Annotated in this window: 14 protein-coding genes; 1 reads left to right on the plus strand and 13 read right to left on the minus strand. The window is 51.0% G+C overall.

Features of this window, described 5'->3' with window-relative positions:
* Positions 1-35: 35 nt before the first annotated feature.
* The gene (nrdR, locus tag BN2762_RS20860) at positions 36-512 is read right to left on the minus strand and encodes a transcriptional regulator NrdR (protein WP_055108787.1); all 477 of its coding nucleotides are present in this window, start codon (positions 510-512) and stop codon (positions 36-38) included.
* A 162-nt stretch (positions 513-674) separates the two neighbouring features.
* Between nrdR and BN2762_RS20865 the strand changes: the two genes are divergently transcribed.
* Entirely contained in the window at positions 675-896 is a 222-nt protein-coding gene (locus BN2762_RS20865) for an alpha/beta-type small acid-soluble spore protein (RefSeq protein WP_055108788.1), read from the plus strand.
* Between the two features lie 83 nt (positions 897-979).
* On the opposite strand, the gene BN2762_RS20870 is transcribed toward BN2762_RS20865, so the two are convergent.
* From BN2762_RS20870 to pnpS, 12 genes are all read right to left on the minus strand, one after another.
* A complete protein-coding gene (locus tag BN2762_RS20870; protein ID WP_055108789.1) occupies positions 980-1543 on the minus strand; it encodes a lytic transglycosylase domain-containing protein in 564 nt (187 codons plus the stop codon).
* Entirely contained in the window at positions 1540-2136 is a 597-nt protein-coding gene (gene coaE / locus BN2762_RS20875; RefSeq protein ID WP_055108790.1) for a dephospho-CoA kinase, read from the minus strand. The genes BN2762_RS20870 and coaE overlap by 4 nt, the downstream gene beginning before the upstream one ends.
* Before the next feature lie 174 nt (positions 2137-2310).
* Positions 2311-3141, minus strand: a complete 831-nt coding sequence (gene mutM, locus BN2762_RS20880; protein WP_055108791.1) for a DNA-formamidopyrimidine glycosylase — start codon at positions 3139-3141, stop codon at positions 2311-2313.
* 156 nt (positions 3142-3297) lie between these two features.
* Entirely contained in the window at positions 3298-5964 is a 2667-nt protein-coding gene (gene polA / locus BN2762_RS20885) for a DNA polymerase I (RefSeq protein ID WP_055108792.1), read from the minus strand.
* Between the two features lie 227 nt (positions 5965-6191).
* Positions 6192-6851, minus strand: a complete 660-nt coding sequence (gene phoU, locus BN2762_RS20890) for a phosphate signaling complex protein PhoU (protein ID WP_055108793.1) — start codon at positions 6849-6851, stop codon at positions 6192-6194.
* A 19-nt stretch (positions 6852-6870) separates the two neighbouring features.
* Positions 6871-7626 (minus strand): phosphate ABC transporter ATP-binding protein PstB, encoded by a 756-nt coding sequence (pstB, locus tag BN2762_RS20895; RefSeq protein ID WP_055108794.1) that lies wholly within the window; start codon positions 7624-7626, stop codon positions 6871-6873.
* 155 nt (positions 7627-7781) lie between these two features.
* Positions 7782-8969 carry a methyl-accepting chemotaxis protein gene (locus BN2762_RS20900; protein ID WP_055108795.1) on the minus strand — a complete coding sequence of 396 codons (1188 nt, stop codon included), beginning with the start codon at positions 8967-8969 and terminating at the stop codon, positions 7782-7784.
* A 265-nt stretch (positions 8970-9234) separates the two neighbouring features.
* The gene (locus BN2762_RS20905) at positions 9235-9933 is read right to left on the minus strand and encodes a Crp/Fnr family transcriptional regulator (RefSeq protein ID WP_083485052.1); all 699 of its coding nucleotides are present in this window, start codon (positions 9931-9933) and stop codon (positions 9235-9237) included.
* A 1-nt stretch (position 9934) separates the two neighbouring features.
* Positions 9935-11794 carry a heavy metal translocating P-type ATPase gene (locus BN2762_RS20910; protein WP_055108797.1) on the minus strand — a complete coding sequence of 620 codons (1860 nt, stop codon included), beginning with the start codon at positions 11792-11794 and terminating at the stop codon, positions 9935-9937.
* Between the two features lie 23 nt (positions 11795-11817).
* Positions 11818-12045: a heavy-metal-associated domain-containing protein gene (locus BN2762_RS20915; RefSeq protein ID WP_055108798.1), complete on the minus strand. Its 228-nt coding sequence runs from the start codon at positions 12043-12045 to the stop codon at positions 11818-11820.
* A gap of 179 nt (positions 12046-12224) precedes the next feature.
* On the minus strand, positions 12225-12968 hold the full coding sequence (locus tag BN2762_RS20920; RefSeq protein WP_055108799.1) for a response regulator transcription factor: 744 nt from the start codon (positions 12966-12968) through the stop codon (positions 12225-12227).
* Between the two features lie 168 nt (positions 12969-13136).
* Positions 13137-14933, minus strand: coding sequence for a two-component system histidine kinase PnpS (gene pnpS / locus BN2762_RS20925; protein WP_055108800.1), 1797 nt, complete (start codon positions 14931-14933; stop codon positions 13137-13139).
* Positions 14934-14936 lie beyond the last annotated feature (3 nt).

Raw genomic sequence — 14936 nt, forward strand, 5'->3', positions numbered from 1 at the left:
CTCCAGCGTTCTAAATTAAATCGTTCGTGTTCGCATTACAAGGCATCTGTCGGCCCGCTGCTTTTCGATAGCAGGCCCTTCAATTCCTTCATAAACATATTAATGTCCTTGAACTGGCGGTATACCGAAGCGAATCTTACATAGGCCACCTCATCGACCGGATACAGCTGCTCCATAATAAGCTCTCCGATTTCCCGGCTTTCTACTTCGGCGTTAGCGGTATGGCGCAGCGATCTTTCCGCTGCCGAGACGATCGATTCCAGTTGATCCACGGATACCGGCCGTTTCTCGCAGGCCCGAATCAAGCCCCGGAGCAGCTTCTCGCGGTTGAACTCTTCACGGCTGCCGTCCTTCTTAATGACGATTAGCGGCATTTCCTCGACCATCTCAAAGGTCGTGAAGCGGCGGCTGCATTTCTCGCACTCCCGCCGGCGGCGGATTGAACGGTTCTCGTTCGCCGGTCTTGAGTCAAGCACCTTCGTCCCGGAATAATCACAATATGGACATTTCAACGTGCTTTTACCCCCTTTTGTATGAAAAAAATTGGATGAATGCTATCTCATGGACTATGAGAAGTATGTTTGACAATGCCAATAAATAACTAAAATATCCGTAATGAAGATGACTATTTCGGCACATAATACTTTTACCAACCACAAGGAGGTGAACATATCATGGCCCAAAATAATAATTCTTCGAATGACCTGGTGGTTAGACAAGCTTCCGGAGCCCTGGAGCAAATGAAATATGAAGTTGCTCAGGAACTTGGCATCTCTTTCCCACAAGACGGATATGCTGGTAACCTGACTTCTTACGAGAACGGTTCGATTGGTGGTTTCATCACCAAACGTCTGGTAACGATTGCCGAGCAGCAGCTGGCAGGTCAATTCCAATAATTTGACCAACCGAGCTCAGGAAGCATTGGCGCAGGCCCCAGCCTGTCCAATGCTTCTCTATCATGATGGGATGAGCGCGGAATTCATAAATGCTCGTAAATGTCAGAGTATTGGTCATAGTAATGGGTTACTCTTTGCACGTAATGCCTGGTTTCGCCAAAAGGAATATTCTTGACAGATTCGAGCCGTCCGTCCCACTTGCCGCTGCGCAGCCAATTGCGGACATTGGTCGGCCCTGCGTTATATGCTGCGATCATGGCAATATCATTACCTTCGAATTGTTCATACAGCGATTTCAAATACCAGGTTCCGATCGCAATATTGGCATCGCTCTCTTCCTTCACTTTATCTAAGGATATATCAGGCAGCTTCGACTGTTCAATGACCCATTTCGCAGTATCCGGCATGATTTGCATGATGCCGAGCGCGCCCTTCTTGGATTCAGCCCCTGTCTTGAAATTGCTCTCGACCCTAATGATCGCTGCCACCATCAGAGGGTCCAAATCATGCTTCTGTGCATGCACCTTAATCTCCTCTTTATAATAAATCGGATAAAATAAGGCCAACCACTTGGAGTTAAAAAATAAAATAACGGTAAACCCGAGAAACAACAAAAGCAGCACTCTTTTTTTACGAAGCCACTTCATAGCAAGCCCTTGTTCCGCCAAAAATCTTCGATCTGCGACTCCGTCTTGTCCAATCCGAGGCTGTTATCAATCAAAATATCCGCCCTCTCCTTCTTCTCCTCAATGTCCATCTGGGCTGCTATTCTAGCCTCTGCCTGCTCTAACGTCAGTCCATCTCTTTGCATCAGCCTCTCGAGCTGTATTTCGCGGGGAACATATACCACCATGACCTGCCGGAACATCGCCTCCAGCCCGGATTCATACAGCAGCGGGATGTCCACGACGACAAGGCGCTCCGGGTCGGCAGCCTCATAGTCTGCCATCCGCGTCCTCATCTCGGCGCGAATTGCCGGGTGAGTCAGATCATTAAGAGCTTTGCGCTCCTCGGGATCAGAGAAGACGATTTCGCCTAGCTTTTTACGGTTCAATGTCCCGTCTTCATGAATTACGGCTGTTCCGAACCGCTCCTGTACCGCTTGAAGTACCGGATGCCCGGGTTCCATGACCTCCCTCGCGATGGCATCGGCATCGATCAATACGGCCCCCCGCTTCACCAGCATCCGGGAAACTGTGCTTTTACCCGTTGCAATTCCGCCCGTCAATCCGATAATCATGCACTCACCTCTTTATCCAGAATTGCTCCATGCCTAGCCACCGATTCCTTCACACATAGACTCGCGCCGAACCGTGAAAGCCCCGTTTACTACTTCTCGGGTCCAGCCGTAACGCGCGCAGCTCCCAGTGCGCGGTGCCTGGCGTCTCATGACAGTGGTCAACCACTGTCCATCCTACTTGCGTACCTGGCAGTTCGGGCAATAATGCGTGCCCCGGCCTCCTACGACGGTTTTCTCGATAGGATGTCCACAATTCATGCATGGCTCGCCCTTGCGCCCGTAAATCTGCAGCGAATGCTGGAACATTCCCATTTCACCTTGGCCATTAACATAGGATTTGATAGAGGAGCCCCCGGCTTCCACCGCTTCGGTCAAAGTAGCGAGAATGGCTTCGTGAAGAGAAATCCATTCTCGCTCCGTTAGTGTATTCGATGAGCGCTCCGGGTGGATTCCTGCCCGAAACAGCGCTTCATCCACATAAATATTGCCAAGCCCCACCACATATTCCTGATTCAAAAGCGCAACTTTGATTTTTGTCGAACGCTTAAACAATAATTCCCGGAGGGCATCTGCCGTAAAGCTGTCTTCCAGCGGCTCAAGCCCCAGCCTCATGAGCGGCTTCTCCTTGAATTCCTGACCGGGGAGGAACAGATGCATCGTGCCGAATTGCCGGACATCCTTATATCTAAGCTCCGTGCCATCGGTAAAGCGAAAGATGACATGCGTATGCTTCTCGACTTCATCGTTCTGATTGTACACCCCATACCGTCCCTCCATTCGCAAATGGGAGACCAGCACGAGCTGATCCATAATGATTCGCAAAAATTTGCCGCGGCGTCCAATCTCTACAATAGTATGACCCGCGAGCTCCAATTCGAATCGCTTAATATCGTCGGGACGCTGGATAATTCGCGGCAGCAGCACCTTCACCGACTCTATCGTCTTGCCGACGATGAGACCGGAAAGGGTTCGCCGCACGGTCTCGACTTCCGGCAGCTCCGGCATATTCCTTCACCTCAGACTTTAACTGTATTGCTTTATTCTTAGCTGATTTTTCTAGCGATATAAAAAGGCTATTCCTGATCGTCTACTCCATTTTAGATCTTCAAAAGCGGCTTTTTTAATTTCCAATTCAAATAAGATTCAAAAAGCCGCTTGTCTTTATTTGGCTTCATACCAGTTGGTTCCGCTGCTTACCTCCGCCTTCAGCGGCACTGAGAGCTGCAATGCCTTCTCCATCGTTTCCGGCACAAGCTTGCTCATCGTCTCCAATTCCTCAGGCGGCACCTCGAACACAAGCTCGTCATGCACCTGCAGCAGCATTCGGCTCTTCAGGCCATGCTTGCGCATCGTCTCATCCATCAGCACCATCGCCAGCTTAATGATATCCGCAGCCGTCCCCTGGATCGGCGTATTCATCGCCGTACGCTCCGCAAAGGAGCGCAAGTTGAAGTTCGATGCATTGATCTCCGGCAAATAGCGTCTGCGTTCCAGCAGCGTGGTCACATAGCCGTTCCGCTTCGCCTCCTGGACGATTTCGTCCATATAACGGCGGACACCCTGGAAAGCCTCGAAATATTGCTCGATGAACTGAGCGGCTTCCTTCCGGGTGATATGCAGGTTCTGCGACAATCCGTAATCGCTTATTCCATACACGATTCCGAAATTTACGGCCTTGGCCGAACGGCGCATGTTCGCGTCCACTTGGTCCTGAGATACGCCGAAAACATCCATGGCCGTCTTCGTATGAATATCCATGTCATGCAGGAAAGCCTCCTGCAGCCCCTTGTCATCCGAAATATGCGCCAGAACCCGCAGCTCGATCTGTGAATAATCCGCGGCCAGAATATACCAGCCTTCTTCCGATGGCACGAATACCTGGCGGATTTTTCGCCCTTCCTCCAGGCGGATCGGAATGTTCTGCAAATTCGGATATTGGCTGCTCAGCCTGCCCGTAGCTGCGATCGTCTGCCGATAGAATGTATGGACCTTCCCCGTATCCGGGCGAATCTCCTTCAGCAATCCTTCCACATAAGTGGATTGCAGCTTTGCCAGCTGGCGGTACTCCAGAATGAACTGGACGATCTCATGATAAGGCGCTAGCTTGTCCAGCACTTCGGCATCGGTGGAATATCCCGTCTTGGTCTTCTTCACCACCGGCAGCCCCAGCTTATCGAAGAGCACCTCGCCGAGCTGCTTCGGCGAATTCAAATTGAATTCCAGGCCGGCAAGCTCATAAATTCGGGTCTCGAGCTTACTGATCTGCGCCTCGAACTCTTTGCCCAGCTCGGCCAGCGCCTCGCGGTTAACCGCAATCCCCTGCTTTTCCATATCCGCAAGAATGCGAGATAAAGGCATCTCCAATTCATAGAACAGACGGTTCATTTCGTTCTTCTTGAGCTCTTCCTTCTGCAGCGGAATCAGGCGCTGCATCGCCAGCGCCTTCCGGGCCAAATGGCGGCTGAGAGTTTCCTGGTCAGGCACCTTGAATTTGGCCCCCTTCCCGTACACCTCGTCATCGGAAGGCACATGAGGCAAGTGATGCTTGGCGGCCAGCCCGCTAATCGTCTGGTTATTGTCCGTCGGATCAAGCAAATAGGCCGCAAGCTCGATGTCGTGCTCTGCCCCGGCGAACGAGACTCCCTGCCAGTACAGCGCCAAATCAGCCCGGTGAAGATCATAGCCGCGCTTTGGAATTTGCGGATCCGCAAGCCATTTCTTAATCGGCTCCGCCGCTTCACTCAACAGAAATTCATGCGGCACGAAGAATTGCCGCTCCGGCGAAGAGAGAATCAGCCCCATGACCTCAGCCTGGTGCGGATTATCTCCATGCGACTCTACATACATGACTTCAACTCTGGGCAGCTGCTCTGCGAGCTCCTGCAAAGAAGTCTTATCGACAATTGTCACTTCAACTTCATCCTGCGCCTGAGCGCCTTCTTCACCGGTATCGGCGGCCCCGGCTCCTTCCCCGAAAGACAACCGCTCGAGCAGGGATTTAAACTCCAGCTTGCGAAGCATCGGTGCCGCCTTCTCCTCCTGCAATCCCCGAAAGACCATATCGTCAAAGGAACGGTCGACCGGCACCTCGCGGTGAATTGTAGCAAGCCTCTTGCTCAGCCGGGCATCCTCCGCATGCTGGATCAGATTCTCCTTCATCTTCCCCTTAAGCTCGTCTGTCCGCGCCAGCACTTCCTCAACGGAGCCGAACTGATGGAGCAGCTTCAATGCCGTCTTCTCTCCGATTCCCGGAACGCCAGGAATATTATCCGAAGCGTCGCCCATAAGGCCCTTCAAATCGATGATCTGATCCGGCGTAAGCCCGTATCGCTCTTGTATTTCCTGAGGCCCGTATGGCTCTACTTCACTAATGCCTTTCCGGGTCAAGGCTACCTTGACCTTGTCGCTGACTACCTGAAGCATATCCTTGTCCCCGGTTACGACAAGCACGTTCTTGCCGGCTTCCTCGGCCTGCCTGCTAATCGTTCCGATAATGTCGTCCGCCTCGTAGCCTGGCAGCTCAAACCAGCATATTCCAAAGCTCTCCAGCAATTCGCGCGTAAGCGGAAACTGCTCGCTCAGCTCCGGCGGCGTCTTCTCGCGCCCTCCTTTATAATCCTCATACCCCTCGTGGCGGAACGTCACCTTACCCGCATCAAACGCTACCATAATATGAGTTGGCTTCTCGTCCTGAATAAGTCTTAGCAGCATATTCGTAAATCCGTACACAGCGTTCGTATGCAAGCCGCTTGAATTATTCAACGGCGGCATAGCAAAGAACGCCCGGTAAATAATACTGTTTCCGTCAATAAGAATTAATTTTTCCATACAGCACCTCGTTCTTCAGCATACTCCTGACTATTATTCTAACACATGCTCCCCCTATATTTAAAAACAATGCGCCCTGCGCCAAGAAGTATTTTTTGCATAAGCCTGAGGAACGCCAAATACTCCTAGGCCATAAACAACATCCAGCCTATAAAAACAGCAAAAACGCCGCGATTTACCGGCGTTTTTGCTATCTATCCGTCTGCTTTTATTCTGGTTAAGCCAAGCTATTGATTGAGATCCGGGCGATGCCCGGTTACAAGGTACACAGCACTCTCCCCGATGTTGGTCGCATGGTCGGCGATCCGCTCAATATATCTGCCCACAAGCGTCAGCAGCATTACCTGCTGAAGAGAATCTGGATGATGAATGACGATCGAATACAACTCGCTGATCATCTGACTGTACAGATGGTCGACCTCATCATCATCCTTCGCCATCTTGTAAGCAAGGTCTGTATTTTCATCCAGATAAGATTGAAGCGATTCCTCCACCATCAGCTCCACCAGTTCCGACATCTTCGGAATATCGATAAGCGGCTTAATCAGTGTCTGCCCTTCGAGACGCAGCGTTACCTTGGCGATATCAACTGCAAGATCGCCCATACGCTCCAGATCGCTGGAGATTTTAAAGGCCACGATAATCCGGCGAAGATCCTTGGCAACAGGCTGCTGCGTAACGATCAGTCTAGAGCCGATCTCCATGACTTCTTCTTCCATCTCATTCAGCTTCAAATCCTGGGCGATAATCCCTTTTGCTTTGCTTACATCCAAGGATTGCAGCGATATAATGGACTCTCTCAGGGCGTGCCCTACATGCTCTCCCATTTCCCTCAACAACTGCCGCAGCTCTTCCAGATTTTGATCGAATTCTCTTCTTTGGATCATACCTCACTGCTCCCTTCTGTTAACCAAAACGTCCAGAAATATAATCTTCGGTACGCGAATCCTGCGGTGTTGAGAACAGCTTGCTGGTGTCATCTGCCTCTACAATCTCACCATTCAGGAAAAATACGGTTCGATCGGAGATACGAGCCGCTTGATGCATGTTATGAGTCACCATAACGATGGTATACCTGTCTTTTAATTCTTGAGCCAGTTCTTCAATCTTCAGCGTGGATATCGGATCCAGCGCCGAAGTCGCCTCATCCATAAGCAGGATGTCCGGCTGAACGGCAATCGCCCGCGCAATGCAGAGGCGCTGCTGCTGACCGCCGGACAGGCTGAGCGCGGAGCGCTTCAGAAAATCCTTAACCTCTTCCCACAGCACGGCTTGCCGGAGGCTCTGCTCGACGATTTGATCCAGCGTAGCTCTATCCTTTATGCCGTGAAGCCTCGGCCCATAAGCGACATTGTCATAAATCGATTTTGGAAAAGGATTCGGCTGCTGAAACACCATACCGACCTGCTTGCGTAAAGTTTCAACCTCGACATCCTCGCCATAAATATCTCTGCCAGCGATTCGTACAGAGCCTTCTATCCGCGTGTGCGGGATCATATCATTCATTCGATTCAGCGTCCGCAGCAATGTCGATTTTCCGCAGCCCGACGGGCCGATAAAGGCGGTAATTGCCTTCTCCGGAATATCGAGCGACATATTCTTGAGCGCCTGAAACTGGTCATAGTATAAATTCAATTTATCAATATGGATAATCGGTTCCATGTCATTTCTCCTTCACATCACAGCAGCATACCGACATAATCTGTAGGTCAGTGATTAGTGTGCATCAAACTTCAGACATAAAACCATTTTACCTTCATTATGTAAAAGATATTACCCCGGAATGTTAACGCAATGTAAAATATGTTTTCCTTTCATTAACGCTCCAAGGATAACTGCTTCAGCTCTTGCAGTACAATCGCTGTCTTCTGGGCTGCATCTCCTGCGGATTGGAACATGTCCATTCCCCTCGACTCCACGCTCCGCGCCGAATCAACTAGCAATTTAAATGTACGATCGGCGCTGTTCACCCGATCATGGCTAAGCTGCATTTCCTCTGTGGTCAAGGAGGAGGCTTCCGCCGTCTGCTTGACCAGCCCGCTGACAATGTCCAGAGTCGATCCGATCTCATCCGAGAATTGCTTCGTCTGCGCAGCGAGCTTTCTGATCTCGCTGGCCACGACAGCAAAGCCTCGGCCATGCTCCCCGGCACGGGCTGCTTCAATCGATGCATTCATAGCCAGCAAGCCGCTGCGGTCCGCCAATTCCCGGATAGAAGCCGCGATTGACGAGATGTTCCCCGCATGCTTGAACAGGGCCGCCACCTGCTCCTCCTGGGACTTCGTCATGGCCAGCACGCGGCTAAACGAAGCCTGCACCGCCTCAAGTTCGTTCCGGCCAGCCGCTGCAAGGCTGCTCATCTCCTCCGATTCCCTCAGGCTGCTCTCCGAAGTCACCGATACCTCTTTAACTGACCGTTCAATTTCAAGCACTCTGGCATGACTTTCCTTAACAATCTCTACCCGGAATTGATCCGCTTCCCGCTGCAGTTCCCTTGACATCAGCATCAAGTCCTGGACGGTCATCACGCCCTTGAACCTTCCCTCCTCCGTCAGAATCAGGCTGTCATAGAACACGTCTGACTCCCGGCTCAGCGCTGCATCGATAAGCTCCCGGGGCGGGGTAGCAATCTCTGTGATCAGAGGCGATTTCTCCGCAAACAACAGAGCCGGCCTCTCATAGAACAAATCGGCGGCAAAACGCCCGGCCAGTCTGCGATAGAACGTATCACGCATCAACAGGCCCAATGGCCTATGCGAATGATCGCATACTACGACACACGGAATGTTCCCGTTGTCCCGAAATAATCTCAGCACACCGTGGCATGATTCTTCAGGAACCGCCGTCGGCACAGTTCTACAGTAGGTTTCTGTCTTCACCACGCTGCCGGAATCTCTTAGGACCACGGATGGCAAATCTTTTTTCTTGTCATCCTTCACCAAGACGATAGAAGTACCGTAATCCGCTTCCGCGCTTTCCCGTTCGGCGACGGCCTGATTAACCATACTCACCACTCCTCATCCATACTTACTCATCTTAATTTCTGTCTGACTGAATCATAGTTGAGTTTTGTTAAGGGAGTATCAACGGTACTTTGGTCCTATATTAAATATTTTACAAAACAACAAACTTTAAGCGTATTTTTAAAGCATGCTTCTACGGCTGATTCAAATCTAACTAGGAGAGACGGAGGGCTCATGTTCCTATCGGCATTCGCAACTAACCATGAGGCTTGCTTGGATGAGGCACAGCTCTTGAATGGGAGCTTGATCAACGGGCTGATGGATCAGCCAACAAATCAGCCAGCCGCTCGGGGGCGAGTATGACAATCTTCCGGTGCCCGACCAGCTTAATAAGCTGTTCCTCCTGGAAGGAGGAGAGCTTTCGGCTTAAAGTCTCCTGACTCATGCCCAACTGCGAAGCGAAATTTCCCTTGGTCATATTCAGTAAAATTTCGTGCTTCCCCTCAGACATTTGCATAAGAGCCTGAGCCAGCCGCTGCTCTACAGAATGCAGATGAATGTCCTCAATCAATTGCTCCGCCCGCTGTAACCGCCGGCTCAGCTCCTCCATGATTTTAAAAGCAATAGACGAATAAGCCGCCATCAGCTCCTTCAACTTGCTGCCTTCAATCATGCACAGGGTAGATGCCTGAACAGCTTCCCCATAGTCCGCCCTGGGTAAGGAGTTGAATAACGTCAGCTCCCCCATAAATTGCCCAGGCTCCAATATTCGAATGACCTGCTCTCTGCCAGTTGGGCTGAGCCGAGCGATCTTCGCCTGCCCGCTATGGATCACGAACAGCTTATCCCCTGAATCCCCGGCTGAATAAATCATCTCGCCTTTATCATAAGCTTTCGCCGTCGTTATGGCGGCAATTTCTCTGAGCTCCTCCCCGGACAAGCTGCTAAAGATCGGTACTTTCTCTACGCAATGCCCAGCATCAGATTCGCTGCAATGACAGTTCAATTTATCCCCTCCTCGTTTTTCCATAGCCTCTTAATCTAATAGCATTTACAACGACCAGCAGCACGGACACTTCATGAATAAGCATGCCATAGGACAAATTGACCGTTTTAATAAGCACTCCGCCTAGTAATAGAACAGCAACCAGGATAGCAAAATAAATATTCTGCTTCATATTCCTCACCGTAGCCCGGCTTAACGCCAGGGTATAGGCCAGCTTGCTGAGCTTCCCTGACATGAGCACCACATCTCCGGTCTCTATAGCTACGTCACTGCCCGTCCCTCCTATCGCGATACCTAAATCCGCGGAGGCCAAGGCCGGCGCATCGTTAACTCCGTCTCCCACCATAGCGGTGCTTCCATACTTGTCTTGAAGCTCCTTCAGAACCCGGACTTTATCCTGCGGCAATAATTCGCTGTAAGTATCGTCGATGCCCAATTGGCTTGAAATTGCCTTGGCAGCCCTGGGATTATCCCCTGTAAGCATAACTATCCGGTGAATGCCTAACGATTTTAAGTGATGGACAGCTTGCTTAGCATCCTCTCGAACCTGATCAGCGATGGAGATAACCCCTAACACACCGTGCTTATCTCCGATAATCACCGCAGTCTGTCCCAATGCCTCCTCCTTGGCCAAATAAGATTCGCAGGCGTCAAGCTGAATTTTTCGTGACGCAAACAGCTTTCTATTCCCCATTAAATATAATTTGCCCTCAAAAATAAACAATAGGCCTTGTCCGGGGATATAGTTCACCTCTGCCGGCCTTTCATGGATCATGCCCAGCTGCTTTGCGGCATAGCTTACGATCGCCTTCGCCAGAGGATGCTCGGAATAGATTTCTCCAACCGCCGCTATTTTCAGCAGTTCCTCCTCCGTCATTTCATACGCCTTAACCCGGGTAATTTCAGGCTTGCCTTTAGTCAGTGTCCCGGTCTTGTCAAAGGCAACCACTTTAACCGAGCTTAATTTCTCCAACATCTCTCCGCCTTTAAAAAGCACCCCATGCCTAGCCCCATTCCCTATTCCGGCAACGATTGATACAGGCGCAGAAATGACGAGCGCACCGGGACAAGCGATGACGAGCAGCGTTAAAGACATGACGATATCACGGGACACAACATATAATACGACAGCAAGCAGGATGACTAACGGAGTGTAATACCTGGAGAACTTCTCCAGAAATCTTTGCGTCCTGGCCTTTTTGTCTTGCGCCTCCTCCACCAGTTCCAATATTTTGGCGAATGTCGTGTCTTCTCCTACTTTATCGGCCCGGATCAGGAGATAGCCCGATTCAATGATCGTTCCCGAATAGACAATATCACTCACGGCCTTGTTGACCGACAGCGGCTCGCCCGTAATGGCGGACTGATTAATATAAGCCGAGCCTTTTACAATCGTACCATCTACGGAAATTTTCTCGCCAGGCTTTACGATGACCAAATCCCCCTTAATCACCTCTTCCGGACGAACAGCCACTTCCTGTCCATCCCTGTGAACGGTTGCCGTATCGGGAACCAATTTAAGCAGAGCTTGAATGGAGGATCGCGTTCGTTCAAGCGTTCTCGATTCTAAATGATTCCCCACCATAAACAAAAAGGTTACAGCTGCCGCTTCCCAATACTCACCGATAAGCCATGCCCCGATAACAGCAATAGTGACTAAAGCGTCAATGCCGACGATCCAGTACCTTAAAGCCCTAACCGCATTCACGACGATCGGCACACCCGCCAGGAATGTAGAAGCTGCCATCACTATAACCGTTATCCATGCATATCCCAATGATTTATTTAATATAAAAGATGCCGTTACCAGAATACTCGCCAGAATTACCCGATGGTTCTGGTTGATTTTGCGCGGATACATAAGGGATCCCCCCCTTTTGCTGATTAGTTCGCTGCTTGTTTTTCCCCGATCACTTTATATCCCAGCTTCTCGATCTGGCGCTTAATTCTTTCTGATTCCACCTCCTGTTCCTCAAAAGTCACACGCACGCGCGAGCTATTGAACAAGACCTCCGAGGAGCGCACCCCCGGTGTCTTCTGGAGCATTTTCTCGATTTTGGCGATGCAGCTCGGGCAGGATACCGCCTCTAGCTGGTACATTTTTGTTGTCATTTGAATAACCTCCTATTGCGGTTTGGATGGATGTTTTTAACTCTTGATTTGATTCTATTTCAGGAGCCAGACCATCGCTTTGACCCAGGTCAAAAAAAGAAAAAAGCGCCAATCGGCGCTTCCCCCCAAAAAAATGACCCTGATCTGGTCAGAAGTCATCCTTTGTATTCATTCATATTCTACAGCTCATTCGAAACGGCAGAGGCTCTCTTCTTGTTTACGACAAGCTTATACCCGACGCCGCGAATGGAATCGATATACACCGATCCTGGATCGAGCTCCAGCTTCTTCCTCAGCGAGCTGACATGAACGTCCACAGTTCGCTGCCCGCCGATATAGTCAAAGCCCCATACCGCATTCATCAAATCATCCCGAGTCATGACTACTCCCGGCTTGCGGGCCAAGTATAGCAGAACCTCGAATTCCTTTGGACGAAGCGTTATCGGCTCGCTGCCCAAAGTCACTTCATATTTCTCCGGATAGATGACGAGATCGCCCAGCGTAATTTGCGAGCCAGTCTCCTGCAACAGCGGCTTCTTCTCCGGCTCCTCCAGTCCCGAGGACCTTCTAAGCACCGCAGCGACGCGAGCCAGAAGCTCAGCTACGCCAAATGGCTTGGTAATATAATCATCTGCTCCCGACTTCAGGCCCTGAACTACTTCCTCTTCGGCATTCTTCGCAGTAAGCATGATAACGGGTGTCTTCACACCCTCACTGCGAAGCCTGGACATGATTTCAAACCCGTTCATACCCGGCAGCATTAAATCCAGCAGTATCAGATTAAAATCATTCTTCAATGCCGTTTCCAACCCAGACTGTCCATGCTCTTCAACGACGACTTCATAACCTTCACTCGACAGATTATAAGACAGAAGCCGCGAGAGCGTGGGCTCATCCTCAATAACTAACAGCCGTTGCGTCATAGTACCCCCCATTTTCTAGTCCAGCATAATGGATGTCGACGAATCATGACAAGCCCAGCATATCATGGCATTGTTAACGCGGTGTAAAATTTTCAGCAAATTTCACATTGTCCTAAATATTTAATCTTATATTTTCACTCAGAAGGCGTTTCTGATGCGGATTGTAAATCAATCTACAGGATGCATGAGCGGAAGCTCCAGAATAAATGATGAGCCTTCGCCAACCCTGCTCTCTACCCGAATCGTTCCCCGGTGCAGGTCCACCAGGTGCTTCACAATGGACAGCCCGAGCCCCGTACCGCCCGAGCCGCGGGAGCGCGCTTTATCCACCCTGTAGAACCGCTCGAAAATACGCGGCAAATCCTTCTTTGGAATGCCGATGCCCGTGTCGCTGACCGTGAACCGGACCATCTCATGCTCCCCGCCCTCGTTCAGAACCCCGGCGCTCACCTTCACTCTGCCGCCCTCTGGCGTATAACTGATCGCATTAGAAATGAGGTTGAGGAAAATCTGGCGCAGCCGATCCTCATCTCCCTCGATAAATAAATGCTCGGGAACTTCCTGCAGCAGGACGATCGATTTCTTCTTCGCTGCCGGAAGCAGCACCTCAACGACACTGTCGAGCAGCTCCTTCAAATGAATCGGTGAATATTCCAGAGGAACACGCTTGGACTCAATCTTGGATAATTCCAGGATATCCCCGATCAAGCGGTTTAACCGGTCTGCTTCATCATATATGATTTGCAGGAATGATCGCATCGTCTCAGTGTCTTTAACCCCGCCGGCAAGCAGCGTCTCGGCGAATCCCTTGACAGCGGCGATCGGCGTCTTTAACTCGTGGGATACATTGGCAACGAATTCGCTGCGCATGCGCTCCAGCCTGCGGATCTCGGTCACATCCTGAATCAGAAACAGCATTCCCCGGTAGCTCCCGTCATCCTCGCTCATGGGAACGCCGTCGAAATGAAGAGTTCGCTCCTCAGGGTCGTATACATTGCGTTCCTCCTGTAAGTACTCTTTATGCTGAATGCCTTCCTCTACGAATTTCATGAACTCGTAGTTCCGTTTCAGTACCGAGTAGGGCTTGCCCAAAAGCTGATCGCCTCTCATATGCAGAATCCGCTCCGCCTCCCGGTTCACCAGGGCGATCTGGCTATCGGCGTCCACCATCACGATTCCCCCGGTCATGTTCGCCAGCACGCTCTGCATCAGATCCTCGTTGTCCCTGATCCACTTCAGCTGCTGCTGCAGGCTGTCTGCCATTCCATTTATGGCACTCCCCAGCTGGCCAATTTCGTCCCTGCGCTCCAGCTTGACGCGCGCATCGTAGTCCAGGCCAGATATTCGGTTGGCAACCCTTGTAATATGCTCTAGCGGCTTCGTTAGCCCCCCGGCAATCCGATAGCTGAGCAGAGCCGCCGCCAGAAACAGAATGACCAGGCCTCCGGCCATCCAGGCCCAGCCTCGGTTCATTCCTTCATCAATGGCATTCAGGCTTACCGACAAGCGGATATATCCCTCAAAGCCGTCCTCCGAATACACCCTGTGCGCCACGTACAGCATATCTTCATTCAGCGTCTCGCTGTGCCGGATTACGCTCCCGAATTCTCCTTGCGACGCGGACATAATCTCCTCGCGGTCCAAGTGATTGTCCATATCCGAGGCATTCTTCTCCGAATCGCCGACCACTTGCCCGTCCAGTGCGATGAAGGTGACCCGGGAATTGATGCGCTTCTCCAGTTCCTTCGCTTCCCGGGTATAATATTCCGCCGCCTGCGGATTGTTATCAAGAGGCTGAAACGGGAAGGTGTACTCCAGCAAGCTGATTTCCCGGACCAAATTCTCTTCCAGGGCCCGGATATGGGAGTCCTTGAATACCCGTACCATGGACAGCCCGGCGGCAAGCATGGAAACCCCGATCAAGCTCATCAGAATAAGCGTTAGCCGTGTCCGAAACGTCTTCATGGC

Source organism: Paenibacillus ihumii (genome assembly GCF_001403875.1).
Taxonomy (GTDB): domain Bacteria; phylum Bacillota; class Bacilli; order Paenibacillales; family Paenibacillaceae; genus Fontibacillus; species Fontibacillus ihumii.